At 44.2% G+C, this 25,836-nt stretch carries 16 protein-coding genes; 9 read left to right on the top strand and 7 right to left on the bottom strand.

The window, feature by feature from the left end:
* Nucleotides 1-18: 18 nt before the first annotated feature.
* On the bottom strand, nucleotides 19-1,044 hold the full coding sequence (locus BJP34_RS20035) for an ABC transporter permease (RefSeq protein ID WP_070393866.1): 1,026 nt from the start codon (nucleotides 1,042-1,044) through the stop codon (nucleotides 19-21).
* 475 nt (nucleotides 1,045-1,519) lie between these two features.
* Nucleotides 1,520-2,461 carry a nucleoside hydrolase gene (locus tag BJP34_RS20030; RefSeq protein ID WP_229423943.1) on the bottom strand — a complete coding sequence of 314 codons (942 nt, stop codon included), beginning with the start codon at nucleotides 2,459-2,461 and terminating at the stop codon, nucleotides 1,520-1,522.
* Nucleotides 2,462-2,584: 123 nt separating this feature from the next.
* Between BJP34_RS20030 and gnd the strand changes: the two genes are divergently transcribed.
* Entirely contained in the window at nucleotides 2,585-4,018 is a 1,434-nt protein-coding gene (gene gnd, locus BJP34_RS20025) for a decarboxylating NADP(+)-dependent phosphogluconate dehydrogenase (RefSeq protein WP_070393864.1), read from the top strand.
* Between the two features lie 204 nt (nucleotides 4,019-4,222).
* On the opposite strand, the gene BJP34_RS20020 is transcribed toward gnd, so the two are convergent.
* Nucleotides 4,223-4,468, bottom strand: coding sequence for a hypothetical protein (locus BJP34_RS20020; protein WP_070393863.1), 246 nt, complete (start codon nucleotides 4,466-4,468; stop codon nucleotides 4,223-4,225).
* A 686-nt stretch (nucleotides 4,469-5,154) separates the two neighbouring features.
* Here BJP34_RS20020 and asnB point away from each other — a divergent pair.
* A complete protein-coding gene (asnB, locus tag BJP34_RS20015) occupies nucleotides 5,155-7,080 on the top strand; it encodes an asparagine synthase (glutamine-hydrolyzing) (RefSeq protein ID WP_070393862.1) in 1,926 nt (641 codons plus the stop codon).
* A gap of 291 nt (nucleotides 7,081-7,371) precedes the next feature.
* On the opposite strand, the gene BJP34_RS20010 is transcribed toward asnB, so the two are convergent.
* Nucleotides 7,372-8,154 carry an ABC transporter permease gene (locus BJP34_RS20010; RefSeq protein WP_070393861.1) on the bottom strand — a complete coding sequence of 261 codons (783 nt, stop codon included), beginning with the start codon at nucleotides 8,152-8,154 and terminating at the stop codon, nucleotides 7,372-7,374.
* A 148-nt stretch (nucleotides 8,155-8,302) separates the two neighbouring features.
* Here BJP34_RS20010 and BJP34_RS20005 point away from each other — a divergent pair, with 148 nt between their 5' ends.
* The 6 genes from BJP34_RS20005 (at nucleotide 8,303) to BJP34_RS43835 (ending at nucleotide 23,184) form a co-directional block, all read left to right on the top strand.
* Nucleotides 8,303-8,680, top strand: a complete 378-nt coding sequence (locus BJP34_RS20005; protein ID WP_070393860.1) for a response regulator — start codon at nucleotides 8,303-8,305, stop codon at nucleotides 8,678-8,680.
* A gap of 51 nt (nucleotides 8,681-8,731) precedes the next feature.
* On the top strand, nucleotides 8,732-10,645 hold the full coding sequence (uvrC, locus tag BJP34_RS20000; protein WP_070393859.1) for an excinuclease ABC subunit UvrC: 1,914 nt from the start codon (nucleotides 8,732-8,734) through the stop codon (nucleotides 10,643-10,645).
* Nucleotides 10,646-11,361: 716 nt separating this feature from the next.
* Nucleotides 11,362-13,053, top strand: a complete 1,692-nt coding sequence (locus BJP34_RS19995; RefSeq protein WP_070393858.1) for an efflux RND transporter periplasmic adaptor subunit — start codon at nucleotides 11,362-11,364, stop codon at nucleotides 13,051-13,053.
* A gap of 408 nt (nucleotides 13,054-13,461) precedes the next feature.
* Nucleotides 13,462-16,824, top strand: coding sequence for an efflux RND transporter permease subunit (locus BJP34_RS19990; RefSeq protein ID WP_229423942.1), 3,363 nt, complete (start codon nucleotides 13,462-13,464; stop codon nucleotides 16,822-16,824).
* A gap of 586 nt (nucleotides 16,825-17,410) precedes the next feature.
* Nucleotides 17,411-22,771, top strand: a complete 5,361-nt coding sequence (locus tag BJP34_RS19985; protein ID WP_070393857.1) for a CHAT domain-containing protein — start codon at nucleotides 17,411-17,413, stop codon at nucleotides 22,769-22,771.
* Between the two features lie 245 nt (nucleotides 22,772-23,016).
* A complete protein-coding gene (locus BJP34_RS43835) occupies nucleotides 23,017-23,184 on the top strand; it encodes a hypothetical protein (protein WP_158517331.1) in 168 nt (55 codons plus the stop codon).
* On the opposite strand, the gene BJP34_RS19980 is transcribed toward BJP34_RS43835, so the two are convergent.
* On the bottom strand, nucleotides 23,156-23,719 hold the full coding sequence (locus BJP34_RS19980) for a PEP-CTERM sorting domain-containing protein (protein WP_070393856.1): 564 nt from the start codon (nucleotides 23,717-23,719) through the stop codon (nucleotides 23,156-23,158). The genes BJP34_RS43835 and BJP34_RS19980 overlap by 29 nt on opposite strands.
* Nucleotides 23,720-24,106: 387 nt before the next feature.
* Between BJP34_RS19980 and BJP34_RS19975 the strand changes: the two genes are divergently transcribed.
* Entirely contained in the window at nucleotides 24,107-25,429 is a 1,323-nt protein-coding gene (locus tag BJP34_RS19975) for a class I SAM-dependent methyltransferase (RefSeq protein WP_070393855.1), read from the top strand.
* A gap of 10 nt (nucleotides 25,430-25,439) precedes the next feature.
* Here the strand turns inward: BJP34_RS19975 and BJP34_RS43830 are convergent, their stop codons facing one another.
* Both BJP34_RS43830 and BJP34_RS49160 read right to left on the bottom strand, forming a co-directional pair.
* A complete protein-coding gene (locus BJP34_RS43830; RefSeq protein ID WP_158517330.1) occupies nucleotides 25,440-25,583 on the bottom strand; it encodes a hypothetical protein in 144 nt (47 codons plus the stop codon).
* A gap of 88 nt (nucleotides 25,584-25,671) precedes the next feature.
* Entirely contained in the window at nucleotides 25,672-25,803 is a 132-nt protein-coding gene (locus BJP34_RS49160) for a hypothetical protein (RefSeq protein ID WP_267876322.1), read from the bottom strand.
* Nucleotides 25,804-25,836 lie beyond the last annotated feature (33 nt).

The raw sequence follows: 25,836 nt of genomic DNA, 5'->3' as shown, positions 1-25,836 counted from the left end.
TACGTTAAATAATTGCTATTAGTACCGAATACGGGGGTCAATCAAAGCATTAACAATATCAATGGCAATACTTGCGATTACCACAATAGTGGCGAAAAATACCATAATCCCTTGCACCGTCGGGTAATCCCGTCCAGAAATTGCTTCATACAACCGATTCCCTAACCCTGGCCAAGAGAACGTCACCTCTGTCAACACTGCTCCACCTAACAAAGCAGCTAAGGTCAACCCTAGCACTGTAATCACAGGAATCATGGCATTTTTCAGAGCATGGGCAAAAACAATCCGCCTTTCGTGAATACCTCTAGCTCTGGCCGCTTCTACATAATCAGCCTTGAGAGTTTGCTTCAAGTTTACCCGCACAATCCGTTCAAAGATGCCACTCAACAAGAGCCCTAAAGTAATACTGGGTAAGGCTAAATAATAGATAGCAGTGAAAAACTGAACCAAATTACCACTGAAGAGACTATCTATTGTATAAAGACCAGTAAACCCTTCTGGTGTTGCTAAGCTAATGGGATAGCGAGTACCGATGGGAAACCAACCCAGCTGAACAGAGAAAATTAACTGCACCACCATCCCCATCCAAAACAGAGGGATAGAGTAAGTAATGATGCCAAATAATCTACCCCCCACATCCCAAACTGTTCCGCTACGGGATGCCGCTAAAGTCCCGACTCCTATACCAACTAAGAATGCTATGGCCATGCCGCATACTGATAGTTCAACAGTGGCGGGGAAATGTTGTTGAATAATCTCCCAGACTTTTTGACCTTGGCTGGTGATTGAGGTACCTAGGTCTAAACGTAGCAAGGATCCTAGGTAGCGAATATACTGCAACCACAACGGGTCGGCTAATCCTAATTGTTGTCGGTATTCTTCCTTAACGCTATCTGGAGCACGATTCCCTAACACAGCATCTACCGGATCTCCTGGGGTAGCTCTCAGCAGAAGAAATACTAGGGTGGTAATGGTCCATAGCATCAGGGGCGCTAGGAGAAGACGGATTATTATGTAGTATTTTAGGGCTTTGGCACGGGACATAAGTATAGGGTTTTTATCTGGGTTGTAAATACACCAATTTCAGGAAAAGGCAAAAGGCAATAGGCAATAGGCAATAGGCAATAGGCAAAATCTCTATATACTATAAGATATATATTTTGTTAAAATTAAACTCCATTTTACAAGACAATGTAACAAGAAAAATAAAATTATTATTTATCGATTAATTTAGTCTATTTAAATAAGTTTTGGATTACTCCAAAGCTGGTTTTTAGTAAAATTAGTATAGTTATAATTTAAAGTAAATGCTTGTATATCTTATTTAAATTTAATTAATCATAAATCATCGGTGAGCGTACTATTTATTTTTATCAATTAAAATTCCTATTAACTATTCACTTTATAGACTATAATTTATAACTTTTGCAACAGATAAAAAATTATGTGCATCGCTGTTCCCTGTTCCCTATTACAGACTGTTTATTTAGCCAAACAAGTACAGCAGAGCAATTAACAATTATCCCAAGCAACGGTATAAATGTTCTTTCCATCGGGGTGCGTCGATAGACCAGATTACAGTCATGTTTGGTGTTTGGTTGAGTACTCCCAGCTCATCCACTACAGTTTGACCACGGGTGAGTTCGCTTACTGTTTCTACCTCCACGTAGTATTTACCTTGCCTGGTTATGATGGTTGGGTCGAGAGCCACTGTCATGGCTACAGGATCTGCAAGGGTTAAGCCAGGGGAATCTTGAATCTTAACACTGGCTTCTAAGGCGCTAGTATTGCAGTCTACAGCAAAACGTGCTAATCCTGTGCCTAAGTTTTTGATTTGTGCGATCTCATCGGGGAGCAATGCTGCCTCACCACGGCTTAATTCCCAACCGACCATTTCCATGGGCATGCCACTGTGAAAGACAATTTTAGCGGCATCTGGGTCTACCCAAATGTTATATTCCGCAGCTGGAGTGACGTTGCCCACAACATTAGCGGCTCCACCCATGATCACGCAACGCTGGACTAGGGAGGCTATTTCTGGGGCACGGAGTAATGCGATCGCAATATTAGTCAGTGGTCCTAAGGTAACTAAGGTAATTTCCCCAGGATTGCTCTTAATAGTATCGATGATCACATCCACACCATGATCTACCTGGGGTTTAGCCTGGGGCTCAGGGTAGTGCATGTTCCCCATACCATCTTCACCATGGAACCCGTGAGCATAGTGGCATGGGCGGAGCATGGGTTTAGGGCAGCCAAGGTAGACAGGAGTGGATGCGCCGCACATCTCGAGGGTATAGAGGGCGTTTTTTGCTCCCTGTTCCACAGGCACATTTCCACTAACTATAGTGATAGCTTCAACCTGGACATCTGGCCAACGATGTGCCATCAGGAGTGCAACGGCATCATCGGAAGCGGTATCGGTATCAATCAGGAATTTCCGCATATCTGAATGTAGCATTTGTTAATGGCATTACTACCGCAACTCTTAATCTCTTCTTTAGGCAACAACCCAAAATATCGGGCTAACCTGGGAGTGAATCCACCCTAGACAACTACTACAGCAAGACTGGCGGAGATTTTTATGACACAACGGACCTTTGGGGTAATTGGTTTGGCTGTAATGGGGGAAAACCTCGCGCTTAATGTAGAAAGTCGTGGTTTCCCAATCGCAGTATACAACCGGACTGCTGCCAAAACCGAGAAATTTATGGCTGAGCGAGCTCAGGGCAAGGATGTGAAAGCCGCTTATTCCTTGCAAGAGTTTGTTCAAGCTCTGGAGCGACCCCGCAAAATCCTAGTGATGGTGAAAGCAGGGAAGCCAGTTGATGCAGTTATTGAGCAACTCAAACCTCTCCTAGAGCCAGGAGATATGATCATTGATGGTGGCAATTCTCTGTACCAAGATACCGAGCGGCGGACCAAGGATTTAGAAGCCACAGGATTGGGATTTGTTGGCATGGGCGTCAGTGGTGGTGAAGAAGGAGCGCTCAATGGTCCGAGTTTAATGCCTGGTGGTACTTCATCGGCATACAAGGATTTAGAACCAATTTTGGTCAAAATTGCGGCTCAGGTTGATGATGGTCCCTGTGTGACCTACATTGGTCCCGGTGGTGCTGGTCACTACGTTAAGATGGCACACAATGGCATTGAGTATGGCGACATGCAACTAATTGCTGAAGCCTACGATGTACTGAAAAATGCCTTGGGACTAGATCACAAGCAGCTACATGAGGTATTTGCTGAATGGAACACCACTGATGAGCTAAATTCCTTTTTGATTGAAATTACAGCAGATATCTTCAAATACATTGATCCAGAAACGAATGGACCGTTAGTGGAGATGATTCTTGATGCTGCTGGACAAAAGGGAACTGGACGGTGGACTGTAGTTAGTTCCCTAGAACTAGGGGTTTCAATTCCTACCATCTACGCTGCAGTCAATGCTCGTGTCATTTCCTCTTTCAAGGATCAGCGGGTAGCAGCAGCTAAGGAAATCACTGGTCCTGTGGGCAAGTATGATGGGGATGTCAAAGCATTTATTACCAAAGTCCGGGATGCTCTCTATTGCTCTAAGATGTGTTCCTATGCTCAGGGGATGGCACTCTTGAGTCGGGCATCGGAAGAGTTTAACTATAATCTGAACTTGAGTGAAGTTGCCCGGATTTGGAAAGGAGGTTGTATCATTCGAGCTGGCTTCTTGGATAAGATTAAGAATGCCTTCAACCAAAATCCCCAACTCCCCAATCTGTTGTTAGCTCCTGAGTTTAAGCAAACCATTTTGGATCGTCAGGAGGGTTGGCGAGAAGTGCTAGCGGTATCAAACAAATTAGGGATTCCAGTCCCTGCTTTTAGTGCATCCCTAGATTATTTCGACAGTTACCGACGCGATCGCTTACCCCAAAACCTGACCCAAGCCCAGCGCGACTACTTTGGTGCTCATACCTACGAGCGCCTGGATAAACCCAGGGGTGAGTTTTTCCACACCGATTGGATGGGATTGAGTTCACAAGGGTAGTAAAACCTGATTACTGCTTTAGGGGCAAAGCATTTGGGCGACCATGGTTTATTCTGATTTGATCAGGTCATAAACCCGATGCTTTGCCTTAGCAACTAATCAAAAAATAGTCAAGTACAGCAAGATTCATAGCGCTACATTACTTGGCCAAAAGGCCACGCTACGCGAAGGTAATTTTAATTTAGAAAGGGTGCATCTCATATTTTATTTGTAAAAAAGTTGCGTAGGGTGTGTTAGGGGGGCCTCATTGTCTTGATGCAGTCGCTCATGGGGGAAACCCCCAAGACCGTAATGGTGCTTTTTCCGTTGGCGAATTAAATTCGCCACGGGTCGCACCTCTGCATCGCTTTCCGCCTCGTAGCCAGGGTTTAGACAGCCCGCCCCGTAACGCACCACCTTGTCAAACAACAAAAATGAGATGCACCCATTTAGAAACACTATTATAGCCATTGCTATAACAGCACAAAATAGACGATTTTTAAATCTACTAATTTAGATTTAGATTGGTTTGCGTTGGGTGGATTCCCAAGCCAATTTCTATTCAAAATTATTGGCAGATCAATTATTCTGACTCCTCATATCATCTCAGGATAATCACCCTTAATCAAAATCTCCCCCATATCGTCATATTCCCGCGCCTGCCCCAAACTCCCCAAACTCCCCACTCTCCGCTTAATTATGGGTATTTAACCGGACTTGATATAGCGGGTGATCCGTAATTTCTGCGATCGCCTTTGGCGTGGCCTACGGCCAATCCCATAAGCGCGGAAGCTGAGGCCGTAGGCCACGCTATGGGAACGCGTGACTCGCTTAGCAGCTCCTTGGCCAAAAGGCCACGCTACGCGAAAGGAGCATCGCTTTTTTCAAAGGTGCTTTGGTTCTGTGTAAAACCAACAAAGGAGTTCATCCTAAGTTCAGAATTGTCCAATCACCGTTAAAAAGCCCAATTTTGCGCTTAGATACCAAAATAGTAATTTTGTCAAGGCTTAAGGGAATTATAGCCATAAGTCCTCTAATTAGTGGTTGAGTTACTTGTTCAGCGACTAGAGGGCGATTGGCCGTAGGCCACGCTTCGCGATTGACCGTAGGTCACGCTAAGCGAACGCAATTTGTTTTGTTCGAGGTATCTAGCATTAATGGGTAGTATAGTTGGCATTTTCACAGCTACAGATCAGCATCTTGATCGGAACTTGCTTCTGCGCATGCGTAATGCAATTGCCTATAGTGGTTCTGATGACAGTTATTTAGACATTAAACCAGAGGATGGAGTGGCTCTAGGTTATGTTCCCCTGATCACGAGAGACAATCGCGCTGATAGCTATAAGCCAATGTGGAACTCTAACCATACAAAGGTCGTTGTCTTCAGTGGTACAATTCTCAACTGCCGAGAAATCAGAGACGAGTTGGAAACATTGGGGTTTCATGTCCAATCTAATCGTGAAACTGAAGTGTTACTGAAGGGATACGAAGCTTGGGGAACAGAGGTTGTTCATAAGCTCAATGGTACATTTGCTTTTGCTATTTGGGACCGCTCTGTTGGAAAGCTGTGGTTAGCGAGAGACAGATTTGGGGAGCAACCACTATATTACTTCTTCGATCAGCTACACTCTACTTTTATTTTTGCTTCAGAACTCAAGGCAATCCTAGAACACCCTGTTGTTTCCAAAGCTGTAGACCCTCAAGGGTTGCAATCCTACCTGGTTTTTGGATACATTCCTTCTCCCTTGAGCCTAGTTAAGGGGGTAAAAAAGCTACAACCTGCTCATAGTTTAATCATTGAAGCTGGAAAAACACCGCAGCTACATCGCTATTGGCAACTCAAGCAAATCGCAACATTGCAAAGTACGCCAGAAGCAGAAATAAGAGACAATCTTCGCTCGCGGTTTGAGTTGGCGGTAAAGCGTCGCTTAGATCGCAACAGTGATTTTTCTCCCGCAGCACTTCTGAGTGGTGGTTTAGACTCTACCCTGGTTGTGGGGATGATGAGCAAACTCTCAAAAGAACCAGTTCACACCTTTTCTACAGCCTTTGAAATTGGTTCTGTTGATGCTGAAATCTGGAACACAAATCCGAATCAGTGTAACTCTGATGCTGATGTTGCTAAGGCAGTGAGTGCCCATTTTGGTACCAAACATAATCAGCTGATGATCTCTGGGAGACAAGATTTAATCGGCACACTGCGGCGTTGTGTGAGAAATTATGGTGAGCCTCATGGTAACCAGATTAACGTCACCATGGTCTTGCTGGCTGAATGGCTTAAGGAGCAAGGAATTGCAGTAGTAATGACTGGGGATGGCAGTGATGCCATCTTGGGAGGTGAGCCGCGCCATCTATTAGATATGCAGATTAGCCTCTTGCAAAAATTACCTAAGTGGTTGCGCAACTTAGCCTATGCCAACAGAAACAAATGGCCAGTGAAAGATCACTTTAATCCTACAGCTTTTAGAAGAGTTGACTTAGCACCCTTAACTGTAGAAAGATTAAGTACTTGGTTTACCTACGGCAAGGGAGAATTTAATCAGCTCTTACAGGGAGAATACGCTACAGATACCGGAGTCATAGACTCGATATATCAGGAACTATTAAAAAGTTTGCTCTCCAACAATCACATTACTAGCAACCACGATGCCCTGCTCTACATGGATTTGAAGTTGGATATTGAAGAATCAAATCGCATCAAGACATATAAAACAAGTACGCCAGCAGGTTTTGAATCCCTGACTCCTTTTTTAGATTACCAATTTGTTGAATATGCCATGTCTATTCCCTTTGCCAGGAAAGTGGGCTGGAAAAAAGATAAGCAACTGCTGAGAGAAACGTTTTCAGATTTATTGCCAAAAGTAGTAAAAAAGCGGAAAAAGTATGGTTGGCGATCGCCTTTTGGATCTTGGATAAAAGATTATATCTGGGAAGATGTTTGCGCGTCAATTAAAACGTTGCCTGAAACAGGTATTTTTAAACCGGAAGTTTGTAACTTGATACAAGACTACAAACCTGGTAACAGCCGTCAACTTTGGTCGTTGCTAACTTTTGCCATCTGGCACCAAGAATTTATGCAATGACCCCTAGTGGTAATTCAAAATTCAAAATTCAAACTTCAAAATTCAAACTTCAAAATTCAAACTTCAAAATTCAAACTTCAAAATTCAAAATTCAAACTTAAAACTTCAAACTTCAAAATATAGAATTGTCCGAATCATTTTGAATTAATAATTTTGAACTTTGAATTGGAGCGCGTTAAGCAGCGTGACCATAGGTCAAGCGACTTGACCCATCTTAGCTTGATTCGCAAGAATCAAGAGGTGCGACCCGTGATGGCGAGCAATCCCTAGCCATCACGGAAAGCGCACCTACTAACTAGAAGCACTGGTATAAAAACGCAGGGCAAACTGCCAAAAAATGCTCGAAGCTAACAGCAATCCTAGGGCTAGAATACCGGAACCTACTACCCAAAAGGTATCACTGCGATTCAACATCACTTCTGCTGGTACGGTAGTCAGGAATGCTACTGGCACTACAAAGGTAAAGAAAAACCGATAGCTAGCCGGATAAGCTACCATGGGATATCGACCAGCTTCTAGCATACTGCGCAGAACAGCGGTGACATTGTAGATTTTGATAAACCAAATGCTTGTTGCTCCCAGCATAAACCAGATGCTATAGAGGCTAGTCAACCCAAAACATAGTGGCACTACACTCAACAAATAGTTGCCGATATCTAAGTGTAGGCGTGTACCAGCGTAGCCTATTACTATCATTGAGAAGATTAAGTCTGGTAACCCCCAAGGGCTGACACTTCGCCAAGACAGCCAGAACTGAGAACTAATGGGCTTGAGTAGGATAAAATCAAGGGTTCCTTGCTGGATGTGATCCACAATCCGGTTGAGATTGGGAATCAGGAACGTGGCAGAAAACCCCTGTAGTAACGTGAACATCCCTAGTATTACCAGGGCTTCTTCCCAATTCCAGCCTGAAAAGGTGTAGCCAGTCCGGTAAAATAAGAATAGACCGAATAGGCTACCAGCCAGGTTTCCTAGGCTGCTCAAGGTAGCGATCGCAAAATTTAACCGATATTCCAGTTCAGCAGTGAGCGCAGTACTCCAGAACAACTGGAGTACACTAACATATCGTTTCATATTTATTTGGCTGTCAATGAAACTTGGGCTACCCCCAATAATATGCCATTGGGCTAATGCACCAACTACAACTATCCGTTATAATTGCATTTTATTCTAAAGTTCTGATAAGATTTAAATTTTCACAGTTAGGTTTAACAGGATAATAATGAATAAAATCTTGGTAATTGAGGACGAGATTTTTATTCGAGAAAATCTGATCGAACTCCTTGAAATTGAAGGGTTTGAAGCTCAGGGTGCTGAAAATGGTGTTGAAGGTGTACAGTTGGTTCAACAAGAACCACCAGATTTAATTTTGTGCGATGTAATGATGCCTGAACTAGATGGATATGGGGTATTGGAGGTACTACGTCAAGATCCAGCCACAGCCAAAATTCCTTTTATGTTTCTTACGGCTAGTGCAGATCGCAGCAATATTCAGAAGATCAGAGAACTAGGCATTCATGACTATATTCTTAAGCCATTTAATGTGGATAAATTTTTGGATGTGATCTCAAATCGGCTAGCGGAACACAAGCAAACATAGTCGGGCATCACGGCAAGTAACAACCAAAAGTTGACCACAGACCATTGACTGATGAGTTCTAAACCATTAATCCAAGATCCAGAACCCTTGGAAAGCCGATTGAAAGAAATTCCCCTGGAACCAGGGGTTTATTTGATGCGCGACCATAGCGCTAGTATTCTCTATATCGGCAAATCCCGAAAATTGCGTACGCGAGTCCGTTCCTATTTCCGTTACTCCCAACCCCTCAGTCCTCGCATTGCAATGATGGTGGGACAGGTTACTGATATTGAATTCATCGTAACCGATACCGAAGCGGAAGCCCTAGCTTTGGAAGCCAATCTGATTAAGCAGCACCAACCTTACTACAATGTACTCCTCAAGGATGATAAGAAATATCCTTATGTTGCCATCACTTGGTCAGAGGATTACCCCCGTATCTTCATTACCCGTAAGCGGCGCATGGGGAATAAACACGATAAATACTATGGTCCCTACGTCGATGTTAAGCTATTGCGCAATACTTTAGCTTTGGTCAAACAGGTTTTCCCCATCCGGCAACGCCCTAAACCTCTGTTTAAAGACCGTCCTTGCCTTAACTATGATTTAGGTCGTTGTCCTGGTGTGTGTCAAAAACTAATCACACCGGAAGAGTACCGTCAAACCATCCAGGAAATCGCTATGGTTTTTCAAGGGCGTACTGGGGAACTGATTGAGATGCTGACGGCCAATATGGAACAAGCAGCAGAATCCCTTAACTTTGAGCTAGCAGCCCGAATTAGGGATCAGATTACTGGACTTAAGTCCCTGAGTACAGACCAAAAAGTAGCCTTACCTGACGATACTGTATCACGAGATGCGATCGCACTAGCCGCTGATGCCAAACATGCTTGCATCCAACTATTTCAGATCCGTGCTGGTCACTTAGTCGGGCGATTGGGATTCTTTGCCGATGTAGCCCCTCAAGGGAATGGACCAATAGAACTAGGAGCAATTTTACAACGGGTTTTAGAAGAGCATTACCAAACTGCTGATGCTGTAGAAATCCCTACAGAAATTTTGGTGCAACACCCGTTACCCGATGGGGAGATGTTGGCTGACTATTTGAGCCTGCGCAAAGGTCGAAATGTAACTATACTCACCCCCCAACGGCAAACCAAAGCTGAACTGATTGAAATGGTCAAGCGCAATGCTAACTATGAACTGGAACGCACCCAGCGATTGGTTGACCGCAACACCAAAGCGATGGAGGATTTAGCTAACATTCTCGACTTACCGGATTTACCACGGCGCATAGAAGGGTATGACATTTCCCACATCCAGGGCAGCAATGCAGTGGCTTCTCAGGTAGTATTTCTAGATGGCACATCAGCCAAGCAGCACTACCGTCACTACAAGATCAAAAATCCTAATATCACTGTCGGTCACTCCGATGACTTTGCTAGCCTTGCTGAGGTGATTCGCCGTCGCTTTAGAAAAAGTCAACTCGAACCAGAACCAGCAGATAGTATTAGCTCAACAATCAACAATCAACACTCAACACTCAGAAAAGATTGGCCTGATTTGGTAATGATTGATGGGGGAAAAGGACAGCTGTCAGCAGTTGTAGCAGTATTGCAAGAGCTAAATTTACAAGAAGAAGTGCCTGTGGTAAGCTTAGCTAAACAGTACGAAGAACTATTTTTACCAGAGCAGCCATTTCCTTTAAACACTGAGCCCGAGCAACCAGGGGTGCAACTTTTACGCAGGGTTAGAGATGAGGCTCATCGCTTTGCCGTGAATTTTCATCGCAAACAAAGAACTACTCAGTTACATCGTTCCCGTTTAGATGAGATTCCTGGATTGGGATTTCAGCGCCAAAAACAGTTATTGGCTCACTTTAACTCCATTGATTATATTCGCAACGCATCGGTTAAACAGCTTGCTGAAGTACCAGGCATTGGTTTGCATTTATCTAAGGAAATTTATCACTACTTCCACCCATGACTAGACCTTTTTAAAAAGTATATATTCTAACTACTACTAGACTTTGAAAAGTCAGCAAACAGAGGAAAATGTCACACAAAAACTGAGGCAACAAAAGGTGCGCGCCCGTTCGCGCCCCGCGTCGGGCTTTGCCTAAAGGCGCGCACCAAAGCGCGAATTTAATTCTTAATGGGTCAAGGGCACAAAGAGCGGAAAGCGCACCTAAGAGTAAGCATTCAGCAGTCAGCGGTCAGCCGTCAGCGGTCAGCTATTTTCTTCAAAAGCTGAACGCGCACGGGTGGGCATAGCGCATAGGCTGATACGCGACACGCTGATAGCTGATAGCTGATTGTTAGGAGGATCCCATTCTATAGGCTTTCTTTCTGTCGGCTTTTTTCTGTGCCCTGCCTTGATGAAGTGCGAGTGGCGCGCGGTTCTGTGTGCGAAACCTACGTCCGCACCGCTGTTTTCCCTGTGCTTTCCCCCAAGACATCGCTGCATCCGTAAAGCGATGCTTGATTGATATGGATGTTGGGGAGTGCTAAATCTGTGACTAATTACCAGACGACTAATAATTATACATCTTATTTGATTAAGAAAAAACATAGATAGACAGTTTTAGCTCAGGTCCTAATAACTTTTAAATTAATAAGTTTTAAGTTATATTAAGAAATAACCTTTAAAATCATATTTTTTTAACAAAATTACTCAGCACTACCAGTAACAGGGGAATAACCATGACCCGAAACACTTTAGATGAACGGAGATCTCAGCTAAATGGCTCTGGCACTATCACTCAGCCAGATCACCAACAGAAATCTCAGCTGAATGGCTCTGGCACTACTATCACTCAGCCAGATCAACAACCATTACACCAAGCTAATCACCAACAGGAGGATTCAGCCTCATCATTACCCAGCTCCGGGACTAGTGAATCCCAAAGCCCCTTGTCATCAGGAGCAGGTACTTTAGTGATGGCCATGGGTATAGGCATTATGCTGACCTTCCTAGGAATGCGATTGATCGGGACAGCTCCAAAGGTTCAAAAAACCGATTCCCCTGTTGAAACTGCTGAAACCCCTGCAGCTGTCCCTTCTGCTGAAACCCCTGCGGCTGTCCCCTCTGCTGTACCTGCTCAAACTGTTACGGTGGCAGACGTAAAAACCACCACAGTTAACCGTACTCTAGAAGCTATTGGTAGTGTTGCTGCTTTTGAGGAGATTAGGGTCAAATCCCAAGCAACGGGTTTACAGATTAAACAGGTACTGGTTAGAGAAGGGGAATTTGTCAAGGCAGGACAAGTAATGGTCAGGCTAGATAATGCTGTGCTTCAGGCACAGTTAGCTCAAGCTCAGGCAACAGTTGCCCAAGCTGAAGCCCGTTTAGCAGAACTCAAAGCAGGGACACGCTCAGAAGAAAAAGCCCAAGCTAGAGCTCGTCTCGACCAAGCCCAAGCTCGTCTAAGACAGGCTCAAGCCAGTATTCCTAGACAGATTGACCAAGCTAAAGCCCAAGTGGCATCTGCTGAAGCACAGTTGAGTCTTGCTAAACGTCGCTTCGAGAGCCAGAAAAAATTGATTGCCGAAGGAGCCATTTCCCAAGACCGCTATAATGAGGTGGAAAGTCAATATTTCAGTGCTCAAGCGAATTTATCTGAAGCCCAACAACGCCTTGAGCAAGCACGAAACACCAACTCCCCAGAAATTGCCCAGTTAGAAGCCGCTGTAGTAGAAGCGCAACAGCAGCTCCAGCAAAGATTAGCTGGTTACCGTCCAGAAGTAATTGCTCAAGCCGAAGCTCAACTGGCTAGAGAAAAGGCACAAGTCCAGTTAGTGATGGCGCGACTGAACGATACCCAAGTGGTGGCACCAGTCAGTGGCAAAGTAGCCACTAGAAATGCCCGTGTCGGTGATATTACCTCTTCCTCAGAAACACTCTTTACCATTATCGAAAAGGCGCGTTTGGAACTGTTATTAAGGGTACCCGAAACCCAACTGTCCCAAATCCAGATTGGACAACCAGTAGAAATATCCTCTAGAGGAGATAGCAGCCTAAAGCTTTCTGGAACAGTACGAGAAATCGACCCGATAGTTGATCAGCAGTCTCGTCAAGCTCTGGTGAAAGTAGATTTACCCAATTCCGGTAGCTTGCTACCAGGGATGTTTTTACGAGGCTCCATCACCATCTCATCAACTACTGGTTTAACCATACCATCCAAAGCAGTATTGCCCCAAGCCGACACTAGCACCATCGTTTACCGACTCGAAGCAAATAACACTGTTAAAGCACAGCCAGTGGTCATGGGAGAACTGCTCCCTAGTGGGCAAGTGGAAATCAATAGTGGTTTATCCCCAAGCGATCGCATTGTACTCAAAGGTGCTGCTTTCCTCAAAGACGGCGATCCCGTCCAAGTCTTAGACACTCAATAAAAGCCTTGAAAGTTAACAAGTTACAGGTTCATTAAGGGTTGAAAGGAACGCAGGTTACAGGTTCGATGTTGATTAACCGTTGAAAGTGACGCGGTTACAAGTTGCATCTTGAGCCAATAACCTTGGCCTATTGGCCACGCGATCGCGTTCAACCAACTAACCTTGGCCTATTGGCCACGCAATCGCGTTCAACCAACTAACCTTGGCCTATTGGCCACGCAATCGCGTTCAACCAAATAACCTTGGCCTATTGGCCACGCAATCGCGTTCAAGCAACTAACCTTCAACCTTCAACCAATTAACCTTCAACCTTCAACCAATTAACCTTCAACCTTCAACCAATTAACCTTCAACCTTCAACCAATTAACCTTCAACCTTCAACCGATTAACCTTCAACTATTTATCAGATGTCCTTCCACGTCTCCTCTTGGTCAATTAAAAATCCGGTTGCTACTCTGGTCATGTTTCTGGTTTTAGGAATAGTCGGTCTATTCTCCTTTAACCAGTTGGGAATTGATCGGCTTCCTAATATTGATCTTCCAGCGGTTATGGTTACTGTTACCCAGCCAGGGGCAGGACCTGCAGAACTGGAATTCCAGGTAACGAAAAAAGTTGAAGATGCTGTTGCTAGCCTTGGAGACATTGACCAAATCCGCTCCACCGTTACTGATGGCAGCTCCAGCACCGTTATCAATTTTGTCCTGGGAACTGATAGCAATCAAGCAACGAATGATGTACGCAATGCAGTAGCTCAAATTCGTCAAAGTTTGCCCCTAGATATTAACGAACCGATTGTCAGACGGTTAGAATTTGCTGGGGGTTCAGTGATGACCTATGCGGTAGCTTCTGACAAACGCTCAGTGGAGGAGTTGAGTGATCTAGTTGACCGGAAAATTAGCCGTGATCTAGTTAATGTACCGGGAGTTGCCCAAATTAATCGACTCGGAGGAGTTGATCGGGAAATTCGAGTTGACCTTGACCCCGCTAGATTACAAGCCTTTGGTATCACTGCTACCCAAGTTAATGACCAAATTCGGAGCTTTAATGTCAACTTACCCGGTGGTCGCGGTAACATCGGCGGCGCTGAACAGAATGTCCGGACTCTGGGAAGTGCTAAGACAGTCGAAGAGTTGAAAAACTACCGTATTGTACTCCCAGATGGCGCAAATGTTACCCTTTCCAGTTTGGGAGAGGTGACCGACGGCTTTGGTGATCTTAGGACAGCTGCCTATCTCAATGGGAAGTCAGTGGTAGCTTTTTCTGTACTGCGCAGCACTGGTAGCACTTTAGTCTCGGTGGAAGAAGGGGTTCGCAAGGCTGTTAAACAACTAAAAACTACCCTGCCAGAGGATATCGAACTGCCCTTGATCTTCACCCGTGCTGATTCAATCCGTGATTCCTACCAAGCAACCATCGATTCCCTGGTTATCGGTTCACTACTCACCGTACTCACCGTGGGGATATTTCTGAGAAATTGGCGGGTAACTCTAATTACAGCAATAGCGCTACCTTTATCAATTATTCCCACATTTTTGGTCATAAAAGCCCTAAACTATACCCTCAACAATATGAGCCTACTGGGTTTAGCCCTAGCAGTGGGCAACTTGGTCGATGATGCCATTTGCATGATTGAAAATATCGACCAGCACTTGGATATGGGTAAGAAACCCATTAGAGCAGCTTGGGATGGGGCCAGAGAAATTGGTTTAGCTGTAGTAGCCACCACCGCTACAATAGTTGCGGTATTTCTTCCTGTAGCCTTCATGGGGGGTATACCTGGTCAATTCTTCCAACCTTTTGGAGTAACCGTTGCGGTATCTACTATGTTTTCCACCCTGGTAGCTACAACAATGACACCGATGCTGAGTGCTTATTTGCTCAAGCCAAAATCAAAAGGATTGAAGGTTAACAAGTTTAAGGTTGACAAGTTTAAGGTTGAAAGTTGGCCCAATAACCATCAACCCAATAACCATCAACCCAATAACCATCAACCCAATAACCATCAACCCAATAACCATCAACCCAATAACCATCAACCCAATAACCTTCAACCCGCTAACCATCAACCCAATAACCATCAACCCAATAACCATCAACCCAATAACCTTCAACCTACAACCGAACAACCTGCAACCGATCAGAGGCGACCTATACAACCTTATCGAAGTCTATTAACCTGGGCGTTGAAGCACCGGATTACCACGATGTTGATAGCTGTAGCGTTTTTCATCGGTAGCTTGCAGCTTGTACAGTTTATTCCCAAGGGTTTGTTTAATGATGGGGATACTGGCATTAGTACGATATTGATTGATCTGCCACCGGGGTCTCAACTCAATGAAACCATAGACGTCGTTCAAGAAACTAATCGGTTGTTGCAGTCAAACCCAGCTGTGGAAAATGTTTTGGCCAGCGCTGGAGATGATGGTATAAATTCTGGTACTGTATACGCCAAACTCTTACCCAAAGAGGAACGGGAAATCTCTCAAAAAGAATTTAACCAGCAAATGCGTCAGGCTTTTCAGAACATAGCTGGTGCTAGGATTCGTTTCCGTAGTCAAGGGGGTGGAGGCTCTAGCCAGGATTTATCAATTATTCTCAAGAGTGAGAATGGTGAACTGCTTGCCCAAACTGCCCAAGCCCTAGAAAAACAGATGCGTCAAATTCCTGGTTTAGTGGAAGTTACCTCTAGTGAAAGTCTAGTTAAACCAGAAATTGTGATTGTACCTAACCCTGCCCGTGCTGCAGATTTAGGAGTGTCTGTTCAAGCGATCGCACGCACGGCCTCTTTAGCGTTAATTGGAGACCTTGAGTCAAATCTGGCTAAATTTGATTTATCTGACCGACAAATTCCGATTCGTGTCCAACTCGACCCAGAATCGAGGAATGACATCGAAACCCTCAAAAATCTGCGGGTTCCCAGTCGAAATGGTACCTTAGTACCAATCACTGCCGTAGCTGATATCCGTTTAGGGAGTGGACCTGCTGAGATTAAGCGCTTTAATCGTGCTCGTCAGGTGTCTTTGGGAGGCAACTTGCAAGGGATTTCTCTAGGAGATGCGATCGCAAAAGTTAAATCCCTACCTGCCATGAATCCCCTACCCCCTGGAGTTTCCGAGGAACCAGCTGGGGATGCCAAGATTCAGCAAGACATATTCAGTCGATTTTTCAGTGCCTTAGGGCTAGCAGTGCTCTCGATTTATGCCATTCTAGTACTGTTGTACAACAGTTTTCTCTATCCCTTTGGGATTTTGGTCGCTTTACCCCTATCCATCGGTGGTGCCTTAATGGGACTGTTGGTCGCCCAGAAGGAATTGGGACTATATGCCCTAATCGGAATAGTGTTACTGATGGGATTGGTGACCAAAAATGCCATTCTGTTGGTAGACTTTGCCTTAGCCAATCAGAAAGAAGGGACATCCCAGTTTAAAGCAGTGATTCAAGCTGGAGTCAGTCGCTTGCGACCGATTTTGATGACTTCTGTCTCCACCATTGCTGGCATGATTCCCATTGCCTTGGAATGGGGAGCAGCCGGTGAAGTTCGTAGTCCGATGGCTATTGCCGTGATTGGAGGATTTACCACTTCTACTCTGCTAACCTTGGTGGTGGTGCCAGTATTATTTACCTATGTCGATAACTTAGTTCGTTGGACAAGAAAGACCCTATTTGGAAGTAAAACTCAATATTCCCAAGACCTCGTAGAGGTTGATGTAGAGCCTGAGCAGTATTTGAGCAATGGTACTTCTGTGGCTGCTAGTAATGGCAAGTTCTAGTATCTCGACTAATGTCTAGGTAAGCTATCAGCTATCAGCTATCAGCGGTCAGCTATCAGCCCTTGGCTGATAGCTGACCGCTGAATCCTTATGTCTAGGCTTAATAACAATTAACTATACAAAGTTTATTGTTGGTATTTAATTATAATGATGCAGATGTCAATTACCTATTGATCCTATTAACCAAAACCAATCAATCCCTCCCCTAATCAACCCATAAGTTACCCATAAGTTAGATCCCTTCCCTGATTACGAGTTTGGTTGCTGTAGTGATAGGGTCGATAGTATTCGCAGCAGTCTGATGATGGTAATATTTGAGCAAGGGGGGTGTTTGAGCAATCGCGAAAATGCCAAGCACGCCAATAAATGAAGTAAACAAGGGAGGCGGATTGTTTTAACCAATTAATATTACTTGTAATATTAAAATTCGGCAATTCACTAAATTATCAACTGAATAATTATGATGTGTAACTACCTTGGTTTATTACTTGATAAGTATTCAGTAAACTTTCCTAAGGGAGCATAATTAATTAGCGATCAACTAAGTTATTAGTGTAGGTTATTGGTGTAGTGGGAGCATCGACTCGTGAAAGCTGTTTGGTGGCATAGTAAATGGTGGTGGCAAATTTTTTCTCTAGTTGGAGAAATTTATTTAGGTATAGCCTTACTCTATCCCGTCCATGTTAAGGCTGAATCTATTATACCAGCCGCAGATGGGACGGGAACTAGTCTGACAATTGAGGGCAATCAGTTAACGATTGACGGGGGTACAGTTTCCGGAGATAGAGCCAATTTATTCCATAGTTTTGAAAAATTTGGTTTGAATGCAGAACAGACAGTTACGTTTCTTTCTAATCCCCAAATTCGTAATATTTTGGGTCGGGTTATTGGGGGTGAAGCGTCAATTGTTGACGGGTTAATTCGAGTAGTTGGAGGTAACTCAAATTTATTTTTGATGAATCCAGCGGGATGGATGTTTGGTGCTAATGCTCGGTTGAATATCCCAGGTGATTTAACCGTAACAACAGCGAATCGGATTGGGTTTGGTGAAGACAATTGGTTTACTAGCTTTGGGTCAAATGACTATCAAACTTTAATCGGTAATCCCAAGACGTTGGCCTTTGACTCGAATCAACCAGGGAGTATTATTAATGCTGGAAATCTGGAAGTACTAGAGGGAAATAATTTAACCTTAATCGGCGGTAGTGTGATTAGTACTGGAAACGTAAGTGCTGCCAACGGAACGGTTACTCTGGCTGCTGTAGATGGTGGTAATTTAGTTAGGATTAGCCAACCAGGACACCTATTAAGTATAGAAATTGAATTACCAACGGATGCTGATGGAGAGCAGCTACCGTTTACACCTCAGGATTTACCAACCTTGTTGACCGGGGGAGTTGAAGGGTTACAGACACCGATTGTGGTGAAGCCAGATGGTAACGTAGAGTTCGCGGATTCTGGTTTACCCATTGAGATGGGTGATGTGGTGGCTCGGGAGGTAAAGGCTCAGACTGCTACACTCTCAGCTACTAATAATCTGACCTTAGTCGAAAGCCAGCTCTCTACTACTGGGGATTTGAATCTGTTGGCTGGCAATACCGTGCGATCGCATGATAGTCTAGCGCGCCCCTTTATTGCAGAAGCCCTCGGCAATTTATCCATCCAGGGGAATCAAGCCATAGAGATTTCAACCTTCAATCATCAGGCTAGTGGTTTCTTCTCTGGTGGAAACATGGTATTGCGTTCCGCTAATCCAGTACAAGGCAGCAGTTATTATAACACAGGGGCTAGTTTTCGGATCGAGCAGTTAGATGGCAGTCCAGGAAATTGGATTAGTCCTGATGATTCCATCATTTTCGCAAATGGTGATGTCAGTATAGGAAACTACCAAGGCGCTTCCCTACATATTTTGGCAGGGGGTAGTGTTACCTTAGGCGAAATTGTGATTAATCCTAGTGATGACCGTAACCCTAGGATTAGTCCAACTAATTCCGATCCTTTTGTTGCTAATCTCGCCAATGTCACTCTATCTGACCAAAGCAATGTAGTGATTGATAGTGCTAATCAGGCCACCTTAGATATTAGAGCTGGGATTGATTGGACACAACTAGGAGGAATTCCAGGAAACAATTCAGGTAATCTTGTTCCTGATTTTAGTAATACTGTTAGCAGTAATGCCACCAGTGCCGATATCAAACTTAGGGATATTACCGTCGATCGGGATGGCTTGGTCTTGTTAACCAATCAGTATTTACCTAATACTGCATTACCCAGTGGAGCCATTCAAGTAGACACCATTAAGACCCGTGGTCTAAGTAATAGTAATAATAACAATACTAATACTAATTCCCAACAAATCCTGATTGACTCTCGCAGCACTATCAAAGTAACTTCGAATAATCGCTTAGATGCTTCCAGCCATAATACTGGTAGTGGAGGGGATATTACCCTAATTGCTGATGGCAATAGTCAATTATCCACAACTCAAGCTACTATTCAAATTCCTAGTATCGATTCATTGGGTGGGGAGAGTGCTGGCAATGTTACTTTAATTAGCAGAGGTGGTGATATTGAAATCAATAGTGGAGGTAGCGGTATCAATGCTGATTCCGAATCGGGCAATGGAGGAGCGATCGCAATCACAGCTACCAATGGTAATGTTACTATCAAAAATCCCATTAACAGCCCCAGCACTCTAGTCATTGATACCGATGGTCAGGTCAGTCTCGGCAACCCGGACCAACCATCACAAGTCAGTAACATTAAAGATGTTTTGATTACCGCTGGCGGGATTGACTTGATTTCCCAGCTGATTACTGAGACAATCACTATTCAACCAAAAGAGCTTAATGCTACCATTGGGATAGGGAAAGACGCTGGTAGCACCTTCGAAATCACCACAGGGGATTTGCTCAATAATCTCGATCTAGGAACCTCCGGTACCTTAACCATTGGAAATCCTGAATTAACCGGTGATGTAAGAATCCGCAACTTTGACCTGAGTCAGGAAAACCTCAATGTTATCGTTAGAGGGCGGGATATTCACTTTGTTAGCAGTGACAGCAATCCTGTTGTCCAACTCGCCAATAATCAGACAGTTCAATTTATCTCTGCTGGTACCATCTTTGATAGTTCAGGCACTGAAGTAAAAATTGATGGGCCACAAGGCGCAGTGCTATTCGATGCTGAAAATGGATTTAGCTACGCTGATGCTAATGGTATAGATGTTCAAGCTCAGAATGTTGCTGCTATTACCCGCAACCGTGGCGATATTATCCTTAACCTCCAACATCCCAATGCTGTGATTACTACCGTGGCTGGTGTGGATGGGATTAGCGCTGCTAATAATGGCAACATTAGTCTCGGACAAGATATACCTGGTACTATCACCATTGATCAACTCATCCGTGCTCAGGGTAATGGGAGTATCTCAATTGGGGAATTCAACACTAATCAAATCAATCTCAACAGCAGTGTGACATCTGACAGTGGTAACATTAGCTTCCTCAAACCCCTTAATCTTGATAACACTAGCGCTAATATTAGTCCTAACATCATTAGCACTAGCGGTAACATTACCTTTGATGATACCGTTGACGGTAGTCAAGACCTGAGCGTTAATGCTGGCACTGGCACCATTCAGTTTAATGATGCAGTGGGAGGCACCATTCCCCTAGGGGATATTACCCTAACTGCTGATGACATTAACTTTAACGAAATAGTCCAAGGGAATGCCACCATTACATTACAACCGTTCAGCTCTGATCAAGCGATCGCAATTGGTGGCAGTGATACCAACAATCCAGATATATTAGCACTAACTGCGGAAGAAATCAACCTCCTTCAGGATGGCTTTACTGCTATCACTATCGGTAATCCTAACAGTAGCGCTAACATTACCATTGCTGAGACTGGGGTCACTTTCCAAGACCCAGTAACCATTCAAGCCCCAGCCGGGTCAGGTGCCATCATCGGCAAGGGCACCATTCAAGGCATAGACGATGCTTCCATTACTCTAGAGGCCAATCAAAGCATTGCAGTTGGGAACATTATTACCAATGGCTCCGATATCAACCTTACTGCTAGGAATGGAGAGGTATTCACAGACAACCTCAACACTTCTGGTATCAGTGGTGGTGATCTGGTTATCGATGCTTTCACTACCATCAAGACTGGGGTAATTAATACTACCGGTAGTCTTGAGGATGGGGGAAATGTGACTATCGACCCGATTGGAGATGTGGAAGTCAGGGCGATTAATGCTCAAGGGGGAGAAAACGGTAGTGGTGGTAATGTCGATATTACCGCTGGTCGATTTTTCCGAGCTACTGATGCTTTTAGCGGACGCAATCAGACCACAGCTAGTATTTCCACTAGGGGCGGAGTGGCAGGAGGCTCAGTCATCATCCGACATAATGGCGGAGCTAGTTCCATACCCTTTACCGTAGGGGATGCTACCGTCAATGGTACCGCTGCAGCCATTACCACTGGCATCGACAATTCGATTTTGCCAACGCAACGGTTTCTGGAGTCCTATACTCAGGGGGATTTTCCCAGGCAGATCCAACTGATTACTGAATCATTTCCTAATACAGTAACCAATAGTGAGCCAGAGTTACCTGAGTTACCACAGGACATCCTCCCACCAGTGATGATAGAAGAAACTCAAGCATTGTCCAAAGAAATGCTAGTCTATCAACTAGAGGATTATTTTACCACTCAAGTCACCAGTCAAGTCACCGGTCAAGTCACCGGTCAAGGGTCGTCATCTGTTACAGAAGCAGATAGACAAGCAGAGCAGACTCAGATTAAAACAGCAAAAGACATTCAAACAGAACTCAAGGAAATTGAACAGGTTACCGATGCTAGACCGGCACTAATCTATGTCTTTTTTCGGAATTCTGGAAATTTACCAGGACGAGACGTTGTCTTGAAAACCGAATTCCTCAACATTAATCCTAATGTAATTGTAGAGCCCAAGCCTAATGCTCCGTTGGAACTAGTATTGGTAACTAGCCAAGGCAAAATGATCTACAAACGGGTTCCTAATACCAGCCGGGAGCAAGTGTTAGCCTTAGCTGAAGAATTCCGGGATAGTGTAGCATCTCCCAGAGCAGGGGTGTTTCGACCACAAGACTTAGCTAAATCTAAACAACTCTATCAATTATTGATTAAACCCCTCCAGAAGACATTAGATGAACAAAACATCAATAACTTGGTGTTTGTGATGGATAAAAGCTTGCAGTCTCTCCCCTTAGCAGCACTCCATGATGGCGAAAGCTTTATTGTGGAAAAATACAGTGTTGGTTTAGTGCCTAGTTTGAGCTTGACCGATACCAACTATACCGATGTCAGAAAAGCCCCAGTGCTGGCAATGGGTACAGAAAAATTTGACCACCATCGAGACCTACCCTATGTGCCCAAACTAATTCAGCATTTAGTTAATACCTGGTCAGCTAAAGCCCTAGAAAACGAAAACTTTACCTTAGCTAATCTCCAGGATGAAATTAATCAGAAATCTTTTAATATCCTTCATTTAGGAACCCATGGTAAATTTCGGTCTAATGCTAATGATTCCTACATTCAGTTCGGAAACAAACGATTAGGATTAGGAAAATTTGAAACCCTGGGATTAGAGCAACCACCGGTAAACTTATTGGTTTTAAGTGCTTGTGATACAGCCCTTGGCAATGAACAGTATGAATTAGGATTTGCTGGATTTGCCTATCAAGCCAAAGTGCAATCGGTCTTAGCTAGTTTGTTAGCAGTGCCTCAAAATGGAACCTTTAAACTCCTGAAATCTTTTTATGACCATTTAAAACTCGTTCCTAGAAAAGCAGAAGCTTTAAGACTAGCTCAAGTCGAGATGCTTCAGGATAAAAGTAATAAGAAGTTATCTCATCCTTACTATTGGGCATGGTTTACTATTGTGGGAAATCCTTGGTAGTTTTAGAAGGGAACAGGGAACAGGGAACAGGGAACAGGGAACAGGCAAGAGGCAAGAGGCAAGAGGCAAGAGGCAAGAGGCAAGAGGCAAAAGGGAAAAAATCCTGTGTACCTCATAGCTGTGAGAAACGCTATAAACCCAGCGTTCGCTTTTAGCGTGGCCTACGGCCAATCGCGTTCGCGCAGCGGAGGCCGTAGGCCAAGGTCAATCGCATTATATGATGTTGGGATAATTACCCTGTCTTGATGCAGTCGCTCATGGGGGAAACCCCCAAGACCGCGCTGCATCGCTTAATAAAAATCTCCCCCATCTCCCTACTCCCTACTCCCTACTCCCTACTCCCTACTCCCTACTCCCTACTCCCTACTCCCTACTCCCTACTCCCTACTCCCTACTCCCTACAGCTGAGGTAGCAGTTAAGGCACCTACAGCTAATAGACCTAATAGAGTGGTTGGTTCAGGAACGGTAGCTGGGGCTCCGTCATAAAACACGGTAATGTCAAACATCACATTTTGTTCAGCTTCTCGAAACGCAAGAACTGCCTCACCAGGAGCAACACTTCCTGAAGTTAGCAACAGTTTTTTATTATCATTAGAGAAGATAAGTTCGCTGAAAATATCAGAAATACTTTCCTTACTCCAGGCTGCATCTTCCTCGGCAGAAATTGTGTAGAGGATACTGGTTAAAGTCTTGTCGATGTTATTTCCAATTACCACTCTACGCCCTATATCTGTGGTAATGGAATCCCCAGTTTCACAAAAAGGAGGACAAAGTTGGGCAGCAGGCTCTTCACCAACGGGGGGCTTAACCACTACATTTTTAACTAGTGTAACTGCCTGGGCCACACTAGGCATGACCACAGTCATCAATGCTGCTGATGCTGTAGCCATAGCTAATTTTTGAGCCATCCCTTTGGTAACCGCTAATGATGATGATAATTGAGTCATCTCAATCCCTGATTAATTTACCTAAGTTATATTACTCAACAATCTGGACATTGTTTATAAATATTTGATAAACTTATCATGAAGGTTATCACAAAGATTGTGAAGGCTTTTAAGAATTGAGCTTGTAAGAATTCGGCGTTGCTGATTATGGGTATGGCGCACGCCCCCCTAGCCCCCCAATTCTGGGGGGAACAAAACTCTCAAAATACCCCAGAATTGGGGCACCAACGGGGGCTTTAATAAAACTACTAGATGATCGCGCATTCATTCCTTAATTCAGTAACGCCAATAATTCAGCTCAGAAGCGATCGCATTTATCTCGCCCCTGTTCCCTACTCCCTACTCCCTACTCCCTACTCCCTACTCCCTACTCCCTACTCCCTACTCATGGATACAAACGCCGCTGAATTACAGGAAAAAATTCGTCAACAATTTGATTTTGGCCCCTATCCCAGAATTCCCATCGACCGCTCCCCAAAAAAGCAGCTAAGCTTACTTTATTTTCATAATTTAGTCACCCCCTATTATTTAAGAAATCACCAAGTCATTAATTCAGACCAGAAAGTTATATTAGATGCTGGCTGTGGCACGGGATACGGCACATTAACCTTAGCAGAAGCAAATCCCGGAGCCAAAATTATTGGGATTGATATCTCGGAGCAGTCTCTGGATTTAGCCCGTAAACGCTTAAGCCATTATGGGTTTGACGATGCAGAATTTCATCAGCTCTCCCTTTATGATTTACCTAGCGCTGGTTGGGAATTTGATTATATTAATTGCGACGAGCTACTTTATTTATTTCCTGATCCAGCTGTTGCCCTAAAAGCCATGAAAGCGGTTTTGAAGCCTCAGGGAATTATTCGCAGCAATCTACACAGTAAGCATCAACGTCACCTGTATTTTCGCGCCCAAGAAGTCTTCCATGTGATGGGATTATTTGATGATAATCCCGAAGATATGGAGATTGACATTGCGTTAAATACCATGAAAGCCTTAAAAAATAATGTTGAACTAAAAGCTCAAACATGGAATCATAAATATGAGGGAGAAGACGGAAAAGAGAGAGTGTTAATGAACTATCTTTTCCAAGGGGATAAAGGCTACACCATTCCTGATTTATTCGCTGGCTTAAGAGCCGCTAATCTAGAATTTATCAGTATGGTCCATTGGCGACAATGGGATTTAATGAGTCTATTCAAGGAACCAGACAATTTGCCAGTGTTTCTAGCTATGAGCTTGCCAGATATTTCTGTGGAAGACCGACTGCATTTGTTTGAGCTATTACATCCTGTTCATCGGCTCCTGGATTTCTGGTGTGGACACCCCGAGCAAGGCCAATCGTTTACTCCCATTTCCGAGTGGACACTGTCCGATTGGCAGAAGGCTAAGGTACATCTCCATCCTCAGCTGAACATACTAGACGTGAAACAAGACATGCTCAAAGCCATCACTGAATTACAGCCTTTTGAAATCAGTAGGTATCTGCCAGTGAGTGGAGTGCAATCTCTGGTAGACAGTGCCGTTGCTTCTTGTTTATTACCCCTATTCGATTCCCCTCAGTCGATGCCATCTTTAGTAGAGCGATGGCAGAGATTGCGCCCAGTAGATCCGGTAACACTGGAGTCAATATCTGATCAGAAGGCGTTTGATACGGTGAAAGAGGCATTGATGGGATTGGAGAATTATGGATACGTGTTGGTTGAAGGTTAGCTATCAGCTATCAGCGGTCAGCTATCAGTTGAAGGTTGAAGGTTATTTGGTTGTAGGTTGTAGGTTGTAGGTTAGTAGGTTGAAGGTTAGTTGGTTGTTCGCGTAGCGTGGCCAAAGGCCAAGGTTGAATTATGGGGTTGCTGAATCTTCCCATCAATAGGAGCTTGTAGGGTGGGCAATTTCACCATTATGCTCTGGAGTAGTTCATGATCACTGTATTTAACCACCATTACCGGTTGATGTCAGGTTTGCGATCGCGTTCCCACGAAGGTTTGCGTACGCCCCTGAATCTTCCCATCAATAGGAGCTTGTAGGGTGGGCAATTTCACGATTATGCTCTCGAGTAGTTCATGATCACTGTATTTAACCACCATTACCGGTTGATGTCAGGTTTGCGTTCACGTTCC

The organism is Moorena producens PAL-8-15-08-1, from assembly GCF_001767235.1.
Classification (GTDB): domain Bacteria; phylum Cyanobacteriota; class Cyanobacteriia; order Cyanobacteriales; family Coleofasciculaceae; genus Moorena; species Moorena producens_A.
Note: the sequence above shows the minus strand (reverse complement) of the source record. Positions and strands in the feature narration are given on the sequence as shown.